Origin of the sequence: Hydrogenophaga sp. (assembly GCF_011772445.1) — a bacterium.
Classification (GTDB): domain Bacteria; phylum Pseudomonadota; class Gammaproteobacteria; order Burkholderiales; family Burkholderiaceae_C; genus Hydrogenophaga.
The window spans coordinates 192,967-213,882 of record NZ_WVZN01000044.1; the positions used below are offsets into that span (position 1 = coordinate 192,967).

Annotated in this window: 15 protein-coding genes and 2 pseudogenes; 13 read left to right on the forward strand and 4 right to left on the reverse strand. The window is 70.3% G+C overall.

Annotated elements, in window-relative coordinates:
- Window positions 1–20: 20 nt before the first annotated feature.
- The gene (locus GTO19_RS18030) at window positions 21–5,945 is read left to right on the forward strand and encodes an Hpt domain-containing protein (RefSeq protein ID WP_291020537.1); all 5,925 of its coding nucleotides are present in this window, start codon (window positions 21–23) and stop codon (window positions 5,943–5,945) included.
- On the opposite strand, the gene GTO19_RS18035 is transcribed toward GTO19_RS18030, so the two are convergent.
- Entirely contained in the window at window positions 5,918–7,411 is a 1,494-nt protein-coding gene (locus GTO19_RS18035; RefSeq protein ID WP_291020540.1) for a deoxyribodipyrimidine photo-lyase, read from the reverse strand. The genes GTO19_RS18030 and GTO19_RS18035 overlap by 28 nt on opposite strands.
- A 66-nt stretch (window positions 7,412–7,477) precedes the next feature.
- On the opposite strand from GTO19_RS18035, the gene GTO19_RS18040 reads away from it, so the two are divergent.
- Genes GTO19_RS18040 through GTO19_RS18070 form a run of 7 tightly spaced genes read left to right on the forward strand, consistent with a single transcriptional unit; the run spans window position 7,478 to window position 13,152 of the window.
- Window positions 7,478–8,074: a YqgE/AlgH family protein gene (locus tag GTO19_RS18040; protein ID WP_291020542.1), complete on the forward strand. Its 597-nt coding sequence runs from the start codon at window positions 7,478–7,480 to the stop codon at window positions 8,072–8,074.
- Window position 8,075: 1 nt separating this feature from the next.
- On the forward strand, window positions 8,076–8,477 hold the full coding sequence (gene ruvX, locus GTO19_RS18045; protein WP_291020544.1) for a Holliday junction resolvase RuvX: 402 nt from the start codon (window positions 8,076–8,078) through the stop codon (window positions 8,475–8,477).
- Window positions 8,474–8,977 carry a bifunctional pyr operon transcriptional regulator/uracil phosphoribosyltransferase PyrR gene (pyrR, locus tag GTO19_RS18050; protein ID WP_291020546.1) on the forward strand — a complete coding sequence of 168 codons (504 nt, stop codon included), beginning with the start codon at window positions 8,474–8,476 and terminating at the stop codon, window positions 8,975–8,977. The genes ruvX and pyrR overlap by 4 nt, the downstream gene beginning before the upstream one ends.
- Window positions 8,974–9,936, forward strand: a complete 963-nt coding sequence (locus tag GTO19_RS18055; protein ID WP_291020548.1) for an aspartate carbamoyltransferase catalytic subunit — start codon at window positions 8,974–8,976, stop codon at window positions 9,934–9,936. The genes pyrR and GTO19_RS18055 overlap by 4 nt, the downstream gene beginning before the upstream one ends.
- On the forward strand, window positions 9,933–11,051 hold the full coding sequence (gene hisC, locus GTO19_RS18060; RefSeq protein WP_291020550.1) for a histidinol-phosphate transaminase: 1,119 nt from the start codon (window positions 9,933–9,935) through the stop codon (window positions 11,049–11,051). Before GTO19_RS18055 ends, hisC begins: the two co-directional genes overlap by 4 nt.
- Entirely contained in the window at window positions 11,048–12,367 is a 1,320-nt protein-coding gene (locus GTO19_RS18065; protein ID WP_291020552.1) for a dihydroorotase, read from the forward strand. The genes hisC and GTO19_RS18065 overlap by 4 nt, the downstream gene beginning before the upstream one ends.
- A complete protein-coding gene (locus GTO19_RS18070; RefSeq protein WP_291020554.1) occupies window positions 12,364–13,152 on the forward strand; it encodes a 1-acyl-sn-glycerol-3-phosphate acyltransferase in 789 nt (262 codons plus the stop codon). The genes GTO19_RS18065 and GTO19_RS18070 overlap by 4 nt, the downstream gene beginning before the upstream one ends.
- Before the next feature lie 18 nt (window positions 13,153–13,170).
- On the opposite strand, the gene GTO19_RS18075 is transcribed toward GTO19_RS18070, so the two are convergent.
- Entirely contained in the window at window positions 13,171–14,367 is a 1,197-nt protein-coding gene (locus GTO19_RS18075) for a helix-turn-helix domain-containing protein (protein WP_291020556.1), read from the reverse strand.
- 242 nt (window positions 14,368–14,609) lie between these two features.
- Here GTO19_RS18075 and GTO19_RS18080 point away from each other — a divergent pair, with 242 nt between their 5' ends.
- Complete coding sequence (locus tag GTO19_RS18080) at window positions 14,610–16,748, forward strand: PQQ-dependent dehydrogenase, methanol/ethanol family (protein ID WP_291020558.1); 2,139 nt, start codon at window positions 14,610–14,612, stop codon at window positions 16,746–16,748.
- Between the two features lie 117 nt (window positions 16,749–16,865).
- On the opposite strand, the gene GTO19_RS18085 is transcribed toward GTO19_RS18080, so the two are convergent.
- Window positions 16,866–17,513 carry a glutathione S-transferase gene (locus tag GTO19_RS18085; protein WP_291020560.1) on the reverse strand — a complete coding sequence of 216 codons (648 nt, stop codon included), beginning with the start codon at window positions 17,511–17,513 and terminating at the stop codon, window positions 16,866–16,868.
- Between the two features lie 109 nt (window positions 17,514–17,622).
- Here GTO19_RS18085 and GTO19_RS18090 point away from each other — a divergent pair, with 109 nt between their 5' ends.
- The 4 genes and pseudogenes from GTO19_RS18090 to GTO19_RS18105 all read left to right on the forward strand — a co-directional run.
- A complete protein-coding gene (locus tag GTO19_RS18090) occupies window positions 17,623–18,009 on the forward strand; it encodes a DUF2946 family protein (protein ID WP_291020562.1) in 387 nt (128 codons plus the stop codon).
- Window positions 18,010–18,076: 67 nt separating this feature from the next.
- Entirely contained in the window at window positions 18,077–18,556 is a 480-nt protein-coding gene (locus GTO19_RS18095) for a copper chaperone PCu(A)C (RefSeq protein ID WP_291020564.1), read from the forward strand.
- A gap of 22 nt (window positions 18,557–18,578) precedes the next feature.
- Window positions 18,579–18,827: pseudogene (locus tag GTO19_RS18100) on the forward strand (PepSY domain-containing protein); the annotation flags it as partial.
- A pseudogene (locus GTO19_RS18105) lies at window positions 18,755–19,768 on the forward strand (PepSY-associated TM helix domain-containing protein); the annotation flags it as partial. The pseudogenes GTO19_RS18100 and GTO19_RS18105, both read left to right, overlap by 73 nt.
- Here the strand turns inward: GTO19_RS18105 and GTO19_RS18110 are convergent.
- Window positions 19,755–20,867, reverse strand: a complete 1,113-nt coding sequence (locus tag GTO19_RS18110) for an ABC transporter ATP-binding protein (RefSeq protein WP_291020566.1) — start codon at window positions 20,865–20,867, stop codon at window positions 19,755–19,757. The pseudogene GTO19_RS18105 and the gene GTO19_RS18110 overlap by 14 nt on opposite strands.
- Between the last annotated feature and the right edge of the window lie 49 nt (window positions 20,868–20,916).

Consider the following 20,916-nt stretch of genomic DNA (forward strand, 5'->3'; position numbering starts at 1 on the left):
CGAACCCTTCAGGGATCCCCATGACCGAAGCGCCCGAAACCGCTCTCCAGGACTTGCCCAACACCGATCTCGGGCCGCTGGCCTGGGTCTTCGAGGAGCTGCGCAAATCGCTCGACGCGGCCAACAAGGCCATTCGGCGATTCGTGCGTGAGAACGAGCAGTCGCGCCACGGCGATCTTGAGGCGGTCGATCCGGCGGCCCTGCGCATGGCGCGCCAGCAGCTGCACCAGGCCGTGGGCGCGCTGGAAGTCGTCGGACTGGGTGCGCCGGCGCAGGTGCTGCGCGGCATGGAATCCGCGGTGCAGCGGTTCGTCCAGAAGCCCGAGAGCTGTGACGAGCAGGCGGCCGCGCGCGTCGAGCGGGCCAGCTTCGCCTTGATCGAGTACCTGGAGGCTGTGCTCAACCACAAGGCGGTGCAGCCCGTGGCCTTGTTCCATCAGTACCGCGAGGTGCTCGAGCTGGCGGGCGCTGAGCGTGTGCACCCGGCGGATCTGTGGGATTTTGATCATCGTGGAATCGACGTGCCTGCGCCACCCAACGCCAAGGCGTTGGAGGTCAGTGCGGCGGTCCGTTCGCTGTTTGACCGCCTGACGCTGCTGGTCGTCAAGACGCAAAGCGCCGCGGCCTGCCAGCAACTGGCCAAACTCTGCGGCGGCTTGTCCGCCGCCATGGACGAGCCTCGCCAGCGCACCTTCTGGCGTGTGGCCGCTGCGTTCTTCGAATCGGCGGGTTCGCAGGGATTGCCCTTCGACATCTACGTGAAGCGTGCGGCCTCGCGCCTGCTCATGCAGTTCGGTCAGCTCGCGTCGCGAACGGGCCAGGTGTCTGAAACCCTGCTTCACGACCTGCTGTTCTTCTGTGCGCAGAGCCAAGTCCCTGCCGGTGTCACCACCCAGCACCTGGAGGCTGTGCGCGAAGCATATGGTTTGCACCGCTACCGCCCGGCCGATTACCACCAGGCCACCCTGGGCCGATATGACCCTGCCGTGCTGGCCCAGGCCCGCAAGCGCATCCAGGCCGCCAAGGAGGCCTGGTCCTTGTTCTCGGGTGGCGACAACTCACGGGCCCGCCAGGTGGGCGACCAGTTCGGTCTGATCGGTGAATCGCTGCTCAAGCTGCACGCGCCCAGCGCACCCTTGTCGGCGGCCCTGGTCAAGGCCACCGATCGCGCGGTGAATGAGCCGGGTGGCGTGCGCCCGGAACTCGCGATGGAGGTGGCGACCACCACCTTGTACCTCGAGGCCGCGTTCGAGGATTTCGATCCCGGCGACCCTCAACTCGCCGTGCGTACCCAGGAACTCGCGCAGCGCCTGACCGACGTGATCGAAGGCAAGCCCGCCCGCCCGCTGGACGACTGGATGGAGCAGCTCTACCGGCGCATCAGCGACCGGCAGACGATGGGCAGCGTGGTCGACGAGTTGAAGGTTTCGCTCGGCGAGGTCGAGAAGTCGCTTGACCAGTTTTTCCGCCAGCCGCAGGAGAAAGCCGGGCTTCATGTGGCCGTGACCCAGCTGGCGCAGATGCGCGGCGTGCTGTCCGTGCTGGGCCTGGACCACGCGGTGCAGGCCGTGACCCGCATGCGCAGCAGCGTGGAGCAGATTCTCGACACCGAGGTGGACGAGGCCTTGGCGCGTGAAGCAGGCACCTTCCAGCAGTTGGGCGACAACCTCAGCGCGCTCAGCTTCCTGGTCGACATGCTGAGCTATCAGCCATCGCTGGCGAAGAAGCTGTTCGTGTTCGACGAGGACAAAGGTGGCCTGGTGCCGCTCATGGGACGCGCCAGCGTGGGCCGCGACCGCTCGCAACCGGCCCGCGACGACGCCGAGGCGCTGCAACAGGGCGTGCGGCGCGTGGTGGACAGTGTGTTCGGCGGCCTCGACGACCTCAGCGGATTGAGCCAGCAACTGGACTCGCTCGCCGATCAGGCCGCGCTGGCCGAGCAGCCCGCCGTGGCCAAGGCGGCGCGTGAGGCCGCCGAGGCTGTGGTGCGCGATGACGCCATGGTCGGCGCGCAGGCCTTGGTCGGATTGACCGAGGTCGCTGTCGCCGAGGCCCCCACCGCCGCGGCAGTCGAGGCGCCCGCGGACGACGGCACCGACGAAGACGACCTGCTCGATATCTTCCTGGAGGAGGCGCGCGAGGTCGTGGCCAATGGCCGCGAAGCCGTGTCGCACCTGCGCGAGCAGCCTTCCGACCTCGACCACCTGACCACGCTGCGCCGCGCGTTTCACACGCTCAAGGGCAGTTCGCGCATGGTGGGTCTCAACGAGTTCGGTGAGGCCGCCTGGGCGATGGAGCAGCTGCTCAACGCCGTGCTGGCCGAGCAACGGCCCGCCAACGAGCCGCTGCTGGGTCTGTCGGGCGAATCGCTGGACCAGTTCGAACGCTGGGTGCGCGACATCGCCGCACAGCAGGCCGGGGCCTGGCGCTCGCAACCCTTCCGCGCCAGCGCCGAAGCCTTGCGGGTTCAAGGGGTGTGGTTGCCCTTGCAGGCGCCTGAAGCCTTGGAGGTTGAAGCGATCGACGTGTCATTGGATGAGCCGGTCGACGCCGCTCCTGCGGACGATGCCGCCGGACCCTCCACTGGCCTGGGCGACTTGCCCATGCCCGAGCCCCTGTCCGACACTGCCTTGGATGTTCCACTGCTGGCCGATATCGACCTGGATCTGCTGGCGCAAACCGCCCAGCCCGCGTCGGTGGAAGCGCCCGCAGAACCGGTCGAACAGTCCGCGGCACACGCCGATCCTGTGGAGCCGTTGGCCGTGGCCGCGGTACCGCCCGAGTTCGATGAGCTGGAAGACTTTCCACGCGAAGCCGTTGAATCCGGGTTTGCCGAGATCGAGCAGATCGAACTGACCGCCCCGGCGCCCCTGCCCGTCGCTGCGCCTGCGCTCCCGGCGGACGTGCCGCCCGAGGAGCCGATGCGCGAGATCGGCCCACTGCGCATTGGCCACAAGCTCTACAACGTATTTCTCAACGAGGCCGACGAGTGGTCTCGCCGCCTGAACACCGGGCTGTCCGAGTGGGCGCTGGAAACCCACGCGCCGGTGCCGGAATCGGCGGAAGCCCTCGCGCATTCCCTGGCCGGAAGCTCGGGCACGGTGGGCTTCGAGTCGCTGTCCGGCATTGCGCGCGCGCTCGAGCATGCGTTGGGCTCGGTGGCTGCACGCCAGCGCGCGGGCCATGAGGCGTCGGCTGCTCTTGGCCAATTGTTCGTCGATGCCGGTGAAGACGTTCGTCGACTGTTGCATCAGTTCGCCGCCGGTTTCCTGAAAGAGGCCAACCCCGAGTTGCTCGCGTCGCTCGTTCGGGTGGTGCACGATCCCCTGGCTTTCAGCGAGCCACCGGCCGTTGCACCGGTCAGCGATCTCGATGACGTGTTCCTCACGGTCACCGACGAGATCGAATTGCTGCCAGCGGATGACGAGCCCGCGTTGACGGCTGCCGCCGGGGCGCCCGTGGTGACTGAAGAGGTGATGCCCACGCCGGAAGCCGCTCCTGTCGATTGGGAGCCGCCCGTCGCAGCCGAGCCCGTTCGCGCCGAATCGCCGGGCAACGTCCATCAGGACATTGACGACGACATCGATGCCGTCGACACCATCGACATCGACCTGTTCCCGATCTTCGAGGAAGAGGCGCAGGAACTGCTGCCCCAGATGGGCGCTGCCTTGCGCCAATGGAGCGCCCGTCCGGACGACGGTGCCGCGCGTGGCGAGGTGCTTCGGGCGCTGCACACGCTCAAGGGCAGTGCGCGTCTGGCCGGCGCCCTGCGCCTCGGTGAAATGGCCCACCGCATGGAGACGGCGGCGGAACGCCTGGGCTCCGATGTTCAGCGCGCCAGTGATCTGGAGGTGCTGCAGAGCGCGTTCGACGCCATTGCCGCTCGCTTCGAGGCCTTGAGACACCCCGATGCGCAGACCGGCGCAGTGCAGCAGTCCGCACCCGAAGTGCAGGTGGCCGAGCCGTCCGAGAATGCCGACGCTGCCCAGGCGCCGACCGGCGCCGCGCCTGCCATCAATACGGTGGCCTTGGGTGCCAACTTCGTCGCGCCGATCGCCCCCGCCCAACTCGCGGCGCGCAGCACGGCGGCTGTGCGGGTGCGACCCGAGCTGCTGGACCGCCTCGTCAATCAGACCGGTGAAGTGATCATCTCGCGCTCGCGCATGGAGGCCGAAGTCGTCACGCTGCGCACCTCGCTCAAGGATCTCACGGGTAACCTTGACCGCCTGCGCCAGCAGTTGCGGGACATCGAATTGCAGGCCGAGACCCAGATGCAGTCGCGTCTCGCCCAGGCGCGCGACCACGTCCAATCCTTTGACCCGCTGGAGTTCGACCGATTCACGCGCGTGCAGGAACTCACCCGCATGATGGCCGAGTCGGTGAACGACGTGGCCACGCTGCAGCGCAACCTGCAGCGCGCTGTGGAAGCCACCGAAGACAACCTCGTGGCCCAGGCGCGCCAGACGCGCGAGCTGCAACGCGACCTGCTGCGCACCCGCATGGTGGAGTTCGAGGGCATCGCCGAGCGCCTGTACCGCGTGGTTCGCCAGGCGTCCAAGGAAACCGGCAAGCAGGTCCGCCTCGACATCACGGGCGGCAACATCGAAATGGACCGGGGCGTTCTGGATCGCATGACCGGCACCTTCGAGCACCTGTTGCGCAACCACGTGGCGCATGGCATCGAAGCGCCCGAGCTGCGCGGGCAGCGCGGCAAACCGGCTGAAGGCCGCATCGACATCCAGTTGCACCAGGAGCGCAACGACGTGTCACTCGTGTTCGCCGACGATGGCGGCGGTATCGACCTCGACCGCCTTCGCGAGAAGGCCCGCGAGGCCGGCCTGCTGGCGCCCGGCGTGGAACTGGACGACGAACAGGCGGCCCAACTCATCTTCGAGGCGGGCATCAGCACCGCCCGCGAGGTGTCGGAGCTCGCAGGCCGTGGCATCGGCATGGACGTGGTGCGAAGCGACGTGCTGGCGCTGGGCGGGCGCATCGAAACCTCCACCCGGGCCGGGCAGGGCACCTCATTCAAGCTGGTGTTGCCACTGACCACCGCCGTCACGCAGGTGGTGATGCTGCGCGCCGGCGAACTCATGTTCGGCGTGCCGTCGAACGTGGTGGAGATCGTGCGCCGCGTGCCGCCGGCCGAACTGCAGGCCGCGTACGCCAGTGGCCACATTCGCCACGGTGACGAAGACGTGCCCTTCTTCTGGAGTGGCGCCCTTCTGCAGTCCTCGGCGCAGTCTCAGGAGCCGCAGAACCGCACGCTGCCTGTGGTCATCTTCCGCAGTGCGGCGCAGCGCGTAGCCTTGCACATCGACGAGGTGCTGGGTAATCAGGAAGTCGTGGTCAAGAACCTGGGCGCGCAGCTCTCGCGCCTGCCGGGCCTCGCGGGCATGTCGGTGCTGGCCTCGGGCGCGGTGGCACTCATCTACAACCCGGTGGCCCTGGCCTCGGTCTATGGCCCACAGGTGCCCGAGTGGGTGCAGAAGCAGTTGTCGCAGCCGCAGCCCGCGGATGCCACTGCCATGGGCGGCGACGCGGGCGCGGACACCGCGCTGGCCAGCGTCCCCCTGGTGCTGGTGGTCGACGACTCGATCACCGTGCGCCGTGTCACCCAGCGCCTGCTGCAGCGCGAAGGCTATCGCGTGGTGTTGGCGGCCGATGGCTTGCAAGCCCTCGAGCGGCTGCAGGTCGAGCGCCCGGCGGTGGTGTTGTCCGACATCGAAATGCCGCGCATGGACGGCTTCGACCTCGTGCGCAACATCCGCGCCGACGCCCGCCTGGCCGATCTGCCGGTGATCATGATCACTTCGCGCATCGCGGAAAAGCACCGCGAGCACGCGCGCGAACTGGGCGTGGACCACTACCTCGGCAAGCCGTACTCCGAAGACGAGCTGCTCGTGCTGGTGGCGCGCTACGCCCGGTCCACCACGGACGCCTGATCTTTCACCACCGCGTACCGCGCGAGCGTCTTGTCGCGCGCCGCTGCGTGGTCCACCAGCGGGGCGGGGTAGTGCTCGCCGATCTCCACGCCGGCGGCGGCCAGCTCCACCGGTGTGGCCTTCCAGGGCGCGTGGATCGCGTGATCGGGCAGTTCGGCGAGCTGGGGCAGGTAGCGTCGGATGAAGCGGCCCTGCGGGTCGAAGCGCTCGCTCTGCGTGATGGGGTTGAAGATGCGGAACCACGGTTGCGCGTCGCAGCCGCTGGAGCTCGCCCATTGCCAGCCGCCGTTGTTGGCCGCCAGGTCGAAGTCGATCAGGTGCTCGGCGAAGTAGCGCTCCCCCCATTGCCAATGGATGCCGAGGTCCTTCACCAGAAAACTCGCCACCACCATCCGCAGGCGGTTGTGCATGTAGCCGGTCTGGTTGATCTGCGCCATCGCGGCGTCCACCAGCGGGTAGCCGGTGCGGCCCTCGCACCAGGCCTTGAACCGCGCGTCCGCGGCTTTGCCGTGTTCGTAGCGCACGGCGTCGTAGGCGGGCTTGAAGGCGCGCTGCGCCACGTGCGGGAAGTTGGCCAGGATCTGGTGGTAGAAGTCGCGCCAGATGAGTTCGGACAGCCAGGTGCTGGCGCCCGCGTTGCCCTGGGCGTGCAGCTCGTGGGCGATGGACGCCAGCGCCCGGATGGACACGGTGCCGAAGCGCAGGTGCGCGCTGAGGTAGCTGGGGCCCTTGATTGCCGGGTAGTCGCGCGCCTCGTCGTAGCGGTCGATGCGCTGCAGGAAGTCATCGAAGAGCTGGTGCGCCCCGTCTTCGCCGGGGGGCAGGGGCAGCTGCGCCAGGTTGGTGCGCTCGAAGCCGATCTCCTCCAGCGTGGGCACGGGGCGCGAGAGCCCCTCGGGCAGCGGCGCCAGCGCACCCGCGTGCTTCGTGATCGGGTAGGCCTTCAAGTGAAAGGGCGTGAGCGCCTTGAGCCAGGCGTTCTTGTAGGGCGTGAACACGCCGAAGGCGCGCCCGGCCTGCGTGAGCACCTCGCGGCGCTCGAAGATCACGTGGTCCTTGTGGGTGCGCAGCAGCACACCCTGGTGCGCGAGCGCGCCCAGCACCTGGGCGTCGCGCGCCAGCGCGGCGGGGTCGTCGTCGTGGTTGGCGAACACGGCCTGCGCGCCCAGTCGTTCGGCCAGTGCGGGAATGGCATGCAGGGCGCGATCGTGCAGCACGATCAGGCCGGTGTCCCGGCGCCCGTGCTCGGCGCCCAGCTCGCGCAGCCGCGTGTCCAGCGCCACCAGCGACTCCCGGATGAATTCGACGCGGCGGTCGGCGCGCGGCAGCGTGTCGAGGATTTCGCGGTCGAACACGAACACGCACCACAACCGGCGGCAGTGGCGCAGCGCGTGGTGCAGGGCCGCGTTGTCGCTGGCGCGCAGATCGCGGCGGAACCACATCAGACCGGTGTCGAATTGGCTCATGGGGTGATGGGGACGGAGGCGACCGGCGAACCCGGGCCGGCGAGGGGCGGGACATAGAATCCGCGCATGGCCGCCGATTTTGCTCCGACCAACCTGACCCATCATTTCCTGATCGCGATGCCCGGGTTGACCGACGAGTTGTTCGGCCGCAGCGTGGTGTTCATGTGCGAGCACAGCGAGCGCGGCGCCCTCGGCCTGGTCATCAACAAGCCCAGCGACATCCTCCTGCCCAAGCTGTTCGAGAAGGTCGAGCTGCCCCTGTCGCGCGAAGACCTGCTGGAACTGCCTGTGTTCCAGGGCGGGCCGGTGCAGACGGAGCGCGGCTTCGTGCTGCACGAGGCCGTCAATCCCGATCAGGACGGTGAGTCGGTCTACGCTTCCACGCTTTCCATTCCGGGTGGCCTGGAGATGACCACCTCCAAGGACGTGCTGGAGGCCATGGCGGCCGGCGCCGGCCCGCGCCGCGTCTTCGTCTCGCTGGGCTACGCTTCCTGGGGGCAGGGTCAGCTCGAGTCCGAGATCGCCGAGAACGCCTGGCTCACCGTGCCCGCCGACATCGAGATCATTTTCGACGCCCCGGTGGCCGAGCGCTACGACCGCGCCATGGCCTTGCTGGGTCTGCAGCAACCGTGGATGCTTTCGCCCGATGCCGGCCACGCCTGACATGCCTGAGGCCGCCGCCACGCTGCAGACCTTCCTGGCCTTCGACGTGGGCCAGCGCCGCACCGGCGTGGCCACCGGCAACCGACTCACCCGCAGCGCCACACCGCAGCCCACCATCGTGGCCACGGGCGACGCGCGCCTGGAGCGCGCGGCCGAGCGCATCCGCGAATGGGCGCCCGACGCCCTGGTGGTGGGCGTGCCCTTCCACCCCGACGGCGCCGAGCACGCCAACACCGCCATGGCGCGCAAGTTCGCGCGGCGCCTGCACGGCCGCCATGGCCTGCCCGTGTTCGAGGTGGACGAGCGCTACAGCACCACCGAGGCACGCGCGCAGGGCGCGCGAGACGCCGACGCGGCCTCCGCCTGCATCATCCTGGAACAGTTCCTGAGGAGCCTGCCTTGACCCCCCCCGATGCCGAAGCGCTCTACGCGCAACTGCGCACGCGCGTGCAGGCCCTGCTCGACGCCGAGCCCGCAACCCGGATCGTGGGCATCGCCACCGGTGGCGCCTGGATCGCCGAGCGCCTGCACGCCGACCTGAAGCAGCCCGGTGCCTGTGGCGTGGTGTCCTCCGTCATGCACCGCGACGACTTTGCGCGCCGCGGTCTGGCCAGCAGCGTGCAGACCCAACTCCCCTTCGACGTGAACGGCGCGAAGCTGCTGCTCGTCGACGACGTGCTCTACACCGGCCGCACGCTGCGCGCCGTGCTCAATGAACTTTTCGACCACGGCCGCCCGCAGAGCGTGCGCCTGGCCGTGCTGGTCGATCGTGGCGGGCGCGAGCTGCCCATCGAGGCGCAACTGTGTGTGGCGCAGGTCGAGGTGCCCGCCGGCCAGTCGCTCGAACTCGCGCGCGACGACAGCGGCCGCCTGCGCTTCGTGCTGGAGGCCATCAAGCCATGACCCCTGCCCGCAACCCCCAGCTCAACAAGAACGGCGAGCTCATCCACCTGCTCTCCACCGAGGGCCTGTCGCGCGACATCCTCACGCACATCCTCGACACCGCGGCCAGCTTCACCAGCGTGAGCAACCGCGAGGTGAAGAAGGTGCCGCTGCTGCGCGGCAAGAGCGTGTTCAACCTGTTCTTCGAAAACAGCACGCGCACCCGAACCACCTTCGAGATCGCGGCCACGCGCCTGAGCGCCGACGTCATCAACCTCGACATCGCGCGCAGCTCCACCGCCAAGGGCGAGTCGCTGCTCGACACCATCGCCAACCTCAGCGCCATGGCGGCCGACATCTTCGTCGTGCGCCACAGCGAGTCGGGCGCGCCCTACCTGATCGCTCAACACGTGGCACCGCACGTGCACGTGGTCAACGCCGGCGACGGGCGCCACGCGCACCCCACGCAAGGCCTGCTCGACATGTACACCATCCGCCACTACAAGCAGGACTTCACGAAGCTGTCCGTGGCCATCGTGGGCGACGTGCTGCACTCGCGCGTGGCGCGCTCCGACATCCACGCGCTCACCACCCTGGGCTGCCCCGACGTGCGCGTGGTCGGCCCGCGCACCCTGGTGCCGAGCGACCTGTCGCAGATGGGCGTGCGCGTGTGCCACACGCTCGAAGAGGGCATCAAAGGCTGCGACGTGGTGATCACCCTGCGCCTGCAGAACGAGCGCATGAGCGGCGCCTTGCTGCCCTCCAGCCAGGAGTACTTCAAGAGCTTCGGCCTCACGCCCGAGCGGCTGAAGTGGGCCAAGCCCGACGCCATCGTCATGCACCCTGGCCCCATCAACCGTGGGGTGGAAATCGACTCCGCCGTGGTGGACGGGCCGCAGAGCGTGATCCTGCCGCAGGTCACCTTCGGCATCGCGGTGCGCATGGCGGTCATGGGCATCGTCGCGGGCAACGAAGCGTGAGCGCCACCGCACCCGACCCCGCCACGCGCTTCTGGAGCCCGGCCCTGCGTGGCCTGAGCGCCTACACGCCCGGCGAGCAGCCGCAGGGCGCGGGATGGGTCAAGCTCAACACCAACGAGTGCCCCTACCCGCCGTCGCCACTCGCCCTGCAGCGCATGGCCGAAGCGGTGGACGAGCGCCTGCGCCTCTACCCGGACCCGACGGCGCTGGCCCTGCGCCAGACCATTGCCGCACAGAACGGCCTGAGGCCCGATCAGGTCTTCGTGGGCAACGGCTCCGACGAGGTGCTCGCCCACGCCTTCATGGGCCTGCTGCGCCACGGCCGGCCCGTGCTGGTGCCCGACATCAGCTATTCCTTCTACCCGGTCTACTGCGCGCTCTACGGCGTGCCGTGCCAGCCGGTGCCGCTGGACGAAGACTTCCGTGTGCGGGTGGCCGACTACCTGCAGCCCAACAGCGGCATCGTGCTGCCCAACCCCAACGCCCCCACCGGCATCGCGCTGCCGCTGGAAGACATCCGCTGGCTGCTGGAGCGCAACACCGGTTCCGTGCTGGTGGTGGACGAGGCCTACGTCGATTTCGGCGCCGAGAGCGCCGCCTCGCTGGTCGACGAGTTTGCGCAGCTGCTGGTGGTGCAGACCCTGTCCAAGTCGCGCGGGCTCGCGGGCCTGCGCGTGGGCTTCGCGCTGGGTCACGCCGATCTCATTCACGCACTGACCACCGTCAAGGACAGCTTCAACTCCTACCCGCTGGACCGCATCGCGCTGGCGGGCGCCCAGGCCGCGCTGGAGGACGAGGCGCACACCGCGTCGCTCGTCCGGCGCATCGTCGACAGCCGCGAATGGCTGGCGCGCGAGCTCGCCGCGCTGGGCTTCGACTGCCTGCCGTCCCGCGCCAACTTCCTGCTTGTGCGGCACCCGCGGCACAGCGCGCTCCAGTTGCAGCAAGACCTGCGCGACCGCAAGATCCTGGTGCGCCACTTCCAGCAGCCGCGCATCGCCGAGCACCTGCGCATCACCGTCGGCTCGCAGCCCGAGTGCGAGGCCCTGGTGGCGGCGCTGCACGAGTTGATCGACCCCGTCCGCCACCGCGACCCCAAGGTGACCCCCGCATGAAGATCCTCATCCAGAACGGCCGCGTGATCGACCCGGCCAGCGGCCGCGACGAGATGGCCGACGTCGCCATCGCGGCGGGCCGCATCATCGCCATCGGCCCCATCGCCACCGACTTCCACCCCGCGCGCACCCTCGACGCCACCGGCTGCATCGTCGCCCCCGGCCTGGTCGATCTGTCGGTGCGCCTGAAGGAGCCCGGCCAGGAACACGCGGGCATGCTCGAAAGCGAAACCGCTGCGGCCGTGGCCGGTGGCGTCACCTCGCTGGTGTGCCCGCCCGACACCGAGCCCGTGCTCGACGAGCCGGGCCTGGTGGACATGCTCAAGTTCCGCGCCGAGAAGCTGCACCGCTCGCGCGTCTTCCCGCTCGGCGCGCTCACGCGCGGCCTGGGCGGCGAGGTGCTGACGGAGATGGCGGAGCTCACGGAAGCCGGCTGCGTGGGCTTCGGCCAGGCCGAGGTCACCATCCAGAACACCCAGGTGCTGCTGCGCGCCCTGCAGTACGCGGCCACCTTCGGCTACACCGTGTGGCTGCGCCCGCAGGACCTGTGGCTGGGCAAGGGCGTGGCCGCCAGCGGCCCGCTGGCCACGCGCCTGGGCCTGGCCGGCGTGCCCGCGGCGGCCGAGACCATCGCCCTGCACACCCTGTTCGAGCTCATGCGCGGCATCCAGGGCGGCGCCCGTGTGCACCTGTGCCGCCTCAGCAGCGCGGCCGGCGTGGCCCTGGTGCGCGCGGCCAAGGCCGAAGGCCTGCCCGTCACCTGCGACGTGAGCGTGCACAACCTGCACCTGACCGACGTCGACATCGGCTTCTACGACAGCCGCTTCCGCCTGCAGCCCCCCCTGCGCCAGCAGCGCGACCGCGACGCCCTGCGCGCCGGCCTGGCCGACGGCACCATCGACGCCCTGGTGTCCGACCACAACCCGGTGGACAGCGACGCCAAGACATTGCCCTTCGCCGAGGCCGAGCCCGGCGCGAGCGCGGTGGAACTGCTGCTGGGCCTGGCCTGCACCTGGGCGCAGCAGGAAGGCCTGGGGCTGATGCAGGCCCTGTCCGTGCTCACGCACGGCCCGCAGCAGGTGCTGGGCACCAGCCTGGGCACGCTGCAGGCCAGTGTGGGCCAACTCGCCGTGGGCGGCGCGGCCGACGTGCTGGTTTTCCACCCCGACGCGCCCTGGGTCGTGGCGCCGTCCGCCTTGCGCAGCCAGGGCCGGCACACGCCGTTCGAGGGCCATGAGATGCCGGTGTCGGTGCGCGCCACGCTGGTGGCCGGGCAGATCGCGCACACCGCCGAGGGCGTGGCGGCGCTGGCGTGAATGCCCTCGGCGGCCAGGTGATTCGACACGGACGCATTCGAGGCGGGCACGCGCGCGCGGCGTGGCGCGCGCTGCGCGCCGTGGCGCACGTGCTGCGCGGGCTGTGGATCATCCGCACCGAGTTCGGCCGCCTCACGCACGCCCAGAGCCAGCTCATCGTGCGCGAATGGTCGCGCCGCATGCTCGCCATCATGGGCATCACGCTCGACGTGCAGGGCCAGGCGCCCGCGCACGGCCCCGTGCTGGTGGTGGCCAACCACCTCTCCTGGCTCGACATCGTCGTGATGAACGCCGCGCACCCCAGCCGCTTCGTCTCCAAGGCCGACGCGCAGCACTGGCCGCTGCTGGGCTCGCTCATCACCGGCGCGGGCACGCTCTACATCGAGCGCGAGAACCGGCGCGACGCGCTGCGTGTGGTGCACCGCATGGCCGAGCGCCTGCGCGAGGGCGAAACCGTCTCCGTGTTCCCCGAGGGCACCACGGGCGACGGTTCCCGGCTGCTGCCGTTCCACGCCAACCTGCTGCAGGCAGCCATCTCGGCCAGCGCACCGGTGCAGCCGGTGGCCCTGCGCTATCTCGACAGCGGCACCGGCCAGCCTCACCCCGGCCCGGTGTTCGTGGGCGAGGACACGCTGATTGCCTCGGTGTGGCGCACCCTGCGCGCCGACACCGTGCGCGCGGTGGTGCGCTACGGAACCCCACAGCGCGCGGGCGACCGCGACCGCCGCGCCTGGGCGGAGGCGCTGCGCGCCGAGGTGCAGGCCGAGCTCGACGCGGCCCGCTAAGCGCGAGTACGTCGCGAGTCAGTGCGCGTCGGCCGAGGCCGCCGCCGCCTCCGGTGCGGCCCGCAGACGCCGGTAAAGCAGCCCGCGCGACACCCCCAGCTGCCGCGCGGCGCGCGCGATGTTGCCGCCGCAGGCCGCCAGCGTTTCCGTGATCACGCGGTCGCGGTGATCGTCCAGCGTGGAGGAGGGCGCCGTGTCGGTGCTCGGCGCGTGCGGCTCGGCATCGCCCTCCTGGGCCGAGGGCGCACCCGTGGCCACCGCGCGGTTGAAGTCCACGCCGTCGGCGCTGCCGATGTGTGCGCGCACCCAGACCGAAAGCCCGTTGGGCAGGCGCAGCGCGCGTGGCTCGCGCACGCGGTGCAGGGCCAGCAGCTCCTCGAAGGCCAGGCCGAAGACCTCCTCCACCGGTGGGTGCGCCAGCGCCTGCGCGCCCGTCAGGCGCTGCGCCACCGGGTTGAGCCAGGCGAGCGCGCCGTTCACGTCCACGCCCGCCAGGCCTTCCAGCGGCGTGCCCAGCACACGCGGGCTGGCCTGGAACTGCAGCACCAGGTGAGCGGGCGACTGCAGGCGCAACAGGCGGTTCTCGATGGTGCTGGCGTAGAGCGCCACCAGCCCCGCCGCGTCGAAGCCGAAGGGCGAGCCCTCGATGGACAGATCCAGCACGCCGGCCAGGCGGCCGTGCACGTCGCGGATCGGCGCGGCGGCGCAGTGCAGGGTCTGCAGCATCTCGTGGAAATGCTCGGCGCCGTGCACCGTGCAGGCGCTGGCCACGCGCGCCACGATGCCCGGCGCCGTGGTGCCGATCTCGCCCTCGGCCAGGTTCACGCCCACGCGGCTGCCCGCGTCCAGCAGGGGCTGGGGCGCCGTGCCCAGCGGCGCGCTGGCGTGAATGACCACGCCCTGGCCGTCGGTGAGCAGCACGCGGCAACTGGTGCCCAGCAACGCCGCGGCGAGCTGCTGCAAATCCTCGTTGCCGGCCGCCAGCAGTTGCTGGTTGCGCGTGAGGCAGGCGTGCATGCGGCTGCGCGTCACCGGGTCGAAGCTCACGGCCTGGCGCGCGTCTCGGCGCGCGGCGGTGCAGCGCATCCACGACTGGATGACCGCCTCGTTCACCAGCCCCGTGGGGCGCTCGCCCTCGTCGAAGAAGCGCTGGCGCGCCAGTGCCGTGCGCTGCTCGGCGGTCTGGAAGAACAAGGGGCGTGCGGGTTCGGCCATGGGCACCTCGGGGTGGGCGAGGGCAGTATGGGCCGCGCGCGACGGCGCGGCGCTGCGGGAAATCCCTGCGCCACGCGCCACTCTGTTCCACGGTGGAACAAAACACTTGAGGGAAATCCCGGGGGTGCTGGGCGATGGCCGGCTGCGGAACATGAGGCCCAAGGCATCCGGTTCCCGGGGGATGCGCGAGCGCACCGACGACCCCACACGCCGGCCCGGAACGGCATAACAGAGGAGACACCATGAGCACCCATTCGCTCGCCACGCGCGCCGCCCCGACGTCGCTTGGCCTGGCGCTGCTGCTGGCCGCCACGTCAAGTGTGCTGGCCCAGCAGACGACACCAGTCAAGGGATCGGCCGCCCACATCACGGCGGTCACGACCCAGGTCGACGGGGCCTTCGTGCGGCAGAACAGCCGCGCCACCCACGACTGGCCCAGCCACGGCCTGGACTACGCCGAGACCCGGCACTCGAAGCTCGACCAGATCAACCCCGGCAACGTGAAGGACCTGGGCCTGGTCTGGTCGTACAACCTGGAGTCCACCCGCGGCGTGGAGGCCACGCCCCTGGTGGTGGACGGGATCATGTACGTCACCGCGTCCTGGAGCATCGTGCACGCCATCGACGTGCGCACCGGCAAGCGCATCTGGACCTACGACCCGCAGGTGCCGCGCGAGGGCGGCTTCAAGGGCTGCTGCGACGTGGTGAACCGCGGCGTGGCGCTGCACGAAGGCCAGGTGTTCGTGGCCTCCTACGACGGCCGCCTGATCGCGCTGGACGCGGCCACGGGCCAGAAGCGGTGGGAGAAGGACACCATCATCGACCGCAAGTTCAGCTACACCATCACCGGCGCGCCGCGCGTGGTCAAGGGCAAGGTCATCATCGGCAACGGCGGCGCCGAGTACGGCGTGCGCGGCTACGTCACCGCCTACGACGCCAGGACCGGTGAGCAGAAGTGGCGCTGGTTCACGGTGCCGGGCGATCCGTCCAAACCCTTCGAGGACGAGTCCATGGCCAAGGCCGCCAAGACCTGGGACCCCGCCGGCAAGTGGTGGGAGGCCGGTGGCGGCGGCACCGCGTGGGACGCCATGGCCTTCGACCCCGACCTGGACCTGCTCTACATCGGCACCGGCAACGGCTCGCCCTGGGCGCACAAGAAGCGCAGCCCGGCGGGCGGCGACAACCTGTACCTGGCGTCCATCGTCGCGCTCAACCCCGACACCGGCAAGTACGTGTGGCACTACCAGGAAACGCCCGGCGACAACTGGGACTACACCTCCACGCAGCCCATGATCCTGGCCGACCTCACGCTGGACGGCAAGAAGCGCAAGGTGGTGATGCACGCGCCCAAGAACGGCTTCTTCTTCATCATCGACCGCACCAACGGCAAATTCATTTCGGCGAAGAACTTCGTCGACGTGAACTGGGCCACCGGCTACGACAAGAACGGGCGCCCGATCGAGACCGACATCGCGCGCGTCGCCGACCGTCCGCGCGAGATCATTCCCAGCGCCTACGGCGCGCGCAACTGGCATTCCATGTCCTTCAACCCCAAGACCGGCCTGGTCTACATGCCGGTGCAGGGCGTGCCCATCTCGCTGGTGGACAACAAGGACTGGAAGTTCAACGCCGTGCGCCCCGGCGAGCCGCACAGCGGCATGGGCTGGAACATGGCCATGTTCGCCAACGTGGAGCCGCCCACCAGCAAGCCCTTCGGCCGCCTGGTGGCCTGGGACCCGGTGAAGCAGGCGCCGCGCTGGACGGTGGAGCACGTCTCTCCCTGGAACGGCGGCACGCTCACCACCGCGGGCAACCTGGTGTTCCAGGGCACGGCCGACGGCCGCTTCGTGGCCTACAACGCCAGCAACGGTGAGAAGCTGTGGGAGACGCCCACCGGCACCGGCGTGGTGGCCGCGCCCGTGACCTACCTGGTCGATGGCAAGCAGTACGTGTCCATCGCGGTGGGCTGGGGCGGCGTGTACGGCATCGCGGCCCGCGCGACCGACCGTCAGGGCCCGGGCACGGTCTACACCTTCGCTGTCGGCGGCAAGGCGCCGGCGCCGGCGTTCGTGGCCTACCGCATGAGCCAGCTCGTCGAGGGCGTGAAGTACGACCCGGCCCACGTGCCCGAGGGCACCGCGCTCTACGTGAGCAACTGCGTCTTCTGCCACGGCGTGCCGGGCGTGGACCGCGGCGGCAACATCCCCAACCTGGGCTACATGGACTCGGCCTTCATCGAGAACCTGGACAAGTTCGTCTTCAAGGGCCCGGCCATGGCGCGCGGCATGCCCGACTTCACGGGCAAGCTCAGCGCGGACGACGTGCAGAAGATCAAGGCGTTCATCCAGGGGACGGCCGACGCGATCCGGCCGAAGAAGTGAGTACCCCCCGCCGCGCTTCGCGCGACCCCCCTCAAGGGGGGCGGCACCTGCGGCCCGGCGAAGCCGGTTCCGCGGTGCCACCCGGTTCAGGGTGGGCGCGCGGGGCGCCCGGGGCGTTCAGGCTGCCTTGGCGCGGCTCAACATGAGTTCCGTATTCGCCTTGCGGTCCGCGTTGAGCTTCTGCACCGTGGGCCGTTCGCCCAGGCGCTTGAGGTAGTCGCGCACCGGCAGATCGGCCAGGAAGTCGCGGCCATAGATGATCTTGGTGGCGCTGCTCACCAGCGGCAGGTGCACCGCGCCCGCGCAGTCGGCCAGGGTGAACGCATCGCCCGCCAGGAAGGGCGAGAAGGTGGTGAGCTTGGCGAAGCCCGCGATGTTCTTCTCGAGCTGCGGCGCGATCTTCTCCTTCGCGCTGTCGCTCACCTTGCCGCCGAAGAAGGCCTCGGGGTAGAGGTTTCGCGCCACCAGCTCCAGGTGCAGCTCCAGGTAGCGCACCAGCTCGCGCACCTTGGCGGCGGCGAAGGCGTCGGCCGGCAACAGCGGGGGGTGCGGGTAGGCGTCTTCCAGGTACTCCAGGATCACGGTCGATTCCGACAGCGCGCCCTGGTCCGTCTTGAGGTAGGGCACCTTGCCCAGCGGGCTGCAGGACTTGTCGGTCTCGCCGATCCAGGCGAGTTCTTCTTCAAAAGGAATGCCTTTTTCGAGCAGGGCGAGCCGCACCTTGTTGTAGTAGTTGCTGGCCGCGAAGCCGCAGAGCTTGAGCATGGGACTGTCTCCGGTGGTCGTTCGAAACGGGCGATCGTGGCCCCGGTGCGCGGGCGGCGCAAGGCCCCGGGCGTCACCGGCGAGACCCCCACCCGTAAAATCCCGCCCCATGTTCCTGCACCGCTGGCTGCGCCGTGGCACCGCGTGGATCGCCCTCCTGGCGGTCTGCTTCGGCGCGTTCGCGCCCACGCTGTCGCAGGCCGCGCTGAAGGCCCGCGGGCCGGACGCGGGCCACTGGGTGCAGATCTGCAGCGCCAGCGGCATCACCTGGGTGCGCGCCGACAGCGGTGACAGCGCCGGGGGCCACGCCAGCGACACGGCGATGACCTGCCCCTGGGGCGTCATCGCCGGCGGCGCGGCTGGCCAGCCACCGGTCCATGCACTGGCCTTGCCCGATGCGGGCCAGCAGCCCTTGCCCAAGGCCCGGGCCCAACGCGGCTGGGACGCCGCGCCCAGTGCCCACGCCCCCGTGCGCGCCCCGCCCCGGGGAATCTGAGTTGTCCGCTCGCGGCAGCGGCCCCAGGGCCGCCCCGCGTTCCTTGCTTTTCAGATCCGGATTCCCCATGAAACACCTGTTCATCGCCTCTTCCTTCGCCATCGCCGCCACCGCCTGGGCCCAAAGCCCGGTGCAGGTGCAGGACGCCTGGGCCCGCGCCACGATCGGCGCGCAGTCGGCCACCGGCGCCTTCATGAAGCTCACCGCCCCGCAGGCCACGCGACTGGTCGAGGTGCGCTCGCCGGCCGCCGGCATCGTCGAAGTTCACGAGATGAAGCTCGAAGGCGATGTGATGCGCATGCGCGCCGTCACCGCACTGCCGCTGGCCGCGGGCCAGACCGTGGAGCTCAAGCCCGGTGGTTACCACGTGATGCTGATGGATCTCAAAGGCCCCGTGAAGGCCGGCGACACCGTGCCGCTGACGCTGGTGTTCGAGGGCGCCGACGGCAAGCGCCAGACGCAGGACGTGAAGGCGACGGCGCGCGCGCTGGCGGCCGCGCCGGCACCGGCGGCCGGCGGCCACGGCGGCGGCCACGGCAAGCACTGATCCGCGTCCGCGAGGCCTTCCCATGTCCTCTTTGCCCGACGCCTCGGGCGCGAGCGCGCGTGCGCGCGTCCGCGTCGACCTGCGCGCCAGCCTCCGCCGGGTGGCATGGCGCTGGCACGCCTTCGCCGGCCTGCTGGTTCTGCCCTTCCTGCTCACGCTCGCCATCACCGGCGCCGTGATGGTCTTCTACACCGGCTTCCAGACGCGCCTGGGGGTCGACCCCCGCGTAGAGCCGCTGCCCACAGCCCAGCCGGTGAGCGCGCAGGCGCTGGCCGCCATGGCCGATGTGCCCGGCGGCAAGCTGCGCACCTACCTCGCACCGCNNATCGCGGCACCGTGCTGCACTGGGTGGACAAGGAGCACACGCCCTTCGCCTGGGCCCAGCGCATCCACGGCACGCTGCTCATCGGCGACGTGGGCGATCGTGTGATCGAGGTCGTCGCCTGGGCCACGCTGGTGATGCTGCTCAGCGGCGCCGTGCTGTGGTGGCCGCGCGGCGAACAGAGATGGCGCTCGCGCCTGTGGCCCGATCCGCGTGCGCGCGGCCTGGGCCGGTGGCGGTCGCTGCACGGCAGCCTGGGCCTGTGCACGGGCGCGGTGCTGGTGGTCTTCCTGCTCAGCGGCCTCACCTGGACCGGCATCACCGGCGGGAAGTGGCTGCAGGCCTGGGGCAGCTTTCCCATCGAGCAGTCCCGCGCCGTGCCGTTGTCGCACGAGCCGCATGCGGCGCTCAACACCGCCGGCCTGCAGGAAGTGCCCTGGGGCCTGGCGCAAACGCCGCTGCCGGCCTCGGGATCGGCCGAAGGCGCTGAGGGCCTCGCCGCCAGCGCGCCGGTGGACCTCGACAGCGTCGCGGCCTTCGCGACGCGCATCGGCTTTCGCGGCCAGCACCAGATCGCGCCGCCGCGCGAGGCTCGCGGCGTGTACACGATTTCCGCCAACACCATGAGCGGCGACCTGGGCCAACCCACGGGCGACCGCACCGTGCACGTGGACCGCCACAGCGGGCGCGTGCTGGCCGACATCGGCTTCGCCGATTACGGCGCCATGGCGAAGACGATGGCTGTGGTGATCGCCCTGCACCAGGGCGACATGGGGCTGTGGAACGCGCTGCTCAACCTGGCGGCCTGCCTGGCCGTGGTGGCGCTGTGCGTGGCCGGCGTGGCCATGTGGTGGCTGCGCAGGCCACGCCGGGCCGTCAGCCCGGCGTGAGCGGCACGCCCGGCGCGGGCGGCGACGAGGCGGAGCCGTTGCGCTCGAAGGTGACCACGTGGTCGACCTCGGCGCGGATGCCGATCCACTCGCCCACCGCGTGGTTGTGGTGCGAGGGCACGTGGGTCATCAGCGTTTCGCCGCTGGCCAGGCGCAGGGTGTAAAGGAACTCCGAGCCGCGGAAGGCCTTGCGCACGATCTGCGCCTTCACCGGCGCGTCGTCGTCGTGAACGATGTCGTCGGCGCGCAGCAGCACGTCGCACAGGCCGGCCTCGTAGGCGCTGGGCAGCGGGCACTCCTCCACGTCCTGCAGCGGGCCCAGCGGCGTCTGCACGGACACCTGGTCGCCCTGGTGCAGGATCTGCGCCGGCGCGAACACGCCATGGCCGATGAACTCGGCCACGAAGCGCGTGGCCGGGCGGTGGTACAGCGCGTAGGCCTCGTCCCACTGGTGCAGCCGGCCCTCGTGCATCACGCCGATGCGGTCGCCGATGGCGAAGGCCTCCAACTGGTCGTGCGTGACGAACAGCGCCGTGGCGTTGGCCGCCTTCAGGATGCCGCGCACCTCGTGCGCAAGCCGCTCGCGCAGGTCCACGTCGAGGTTGGAGAAGGGCTCGTCCAGCAGCAGCAGGCGGGGGTTGGGCGCCAGCGCGCGCGCCAGCGCCACGCGCTGCTGCTGGCCGCCCGAGAGCTCGTGCGGGTGGCGCGCGCGCAGGTGCTCCAGGCCCACCAGGCGCAGCACCTCGCCCACGCGCGCCTCGCGCTGCGCGCGCGGCAAGGCGTGGATGCCGAAGGCCACGTTGGCGGCCACGTCCAGGTGCGGAAAGAGGGCGTAGTCCTGAAACACCATGCCGATGCGCCGCCGCTCCGGCGGCACGTGCAGGCCCGGGCTGCTGACCGTCTCGCCATCGAGCACGATCTCGCCGTCCTGCGCCCGCTCCAGGCCAGCCACCGCGCGCAGCAGCGTGGTCTTGCCGCAACCCGAAGGGCCGATCAGCACGCCGATCTCGCCCGCGGCGAGCCCGAAGCTCACGCCATCGACGGCCGGGTGGGGCGCGCCGGTGTAGCGCACCTGGAGTTGCGAGACCTGCAGGAACATGCGGGCCATTGTAGATATCTACAATTCTCATTTGCGTTGATGCGGTTGA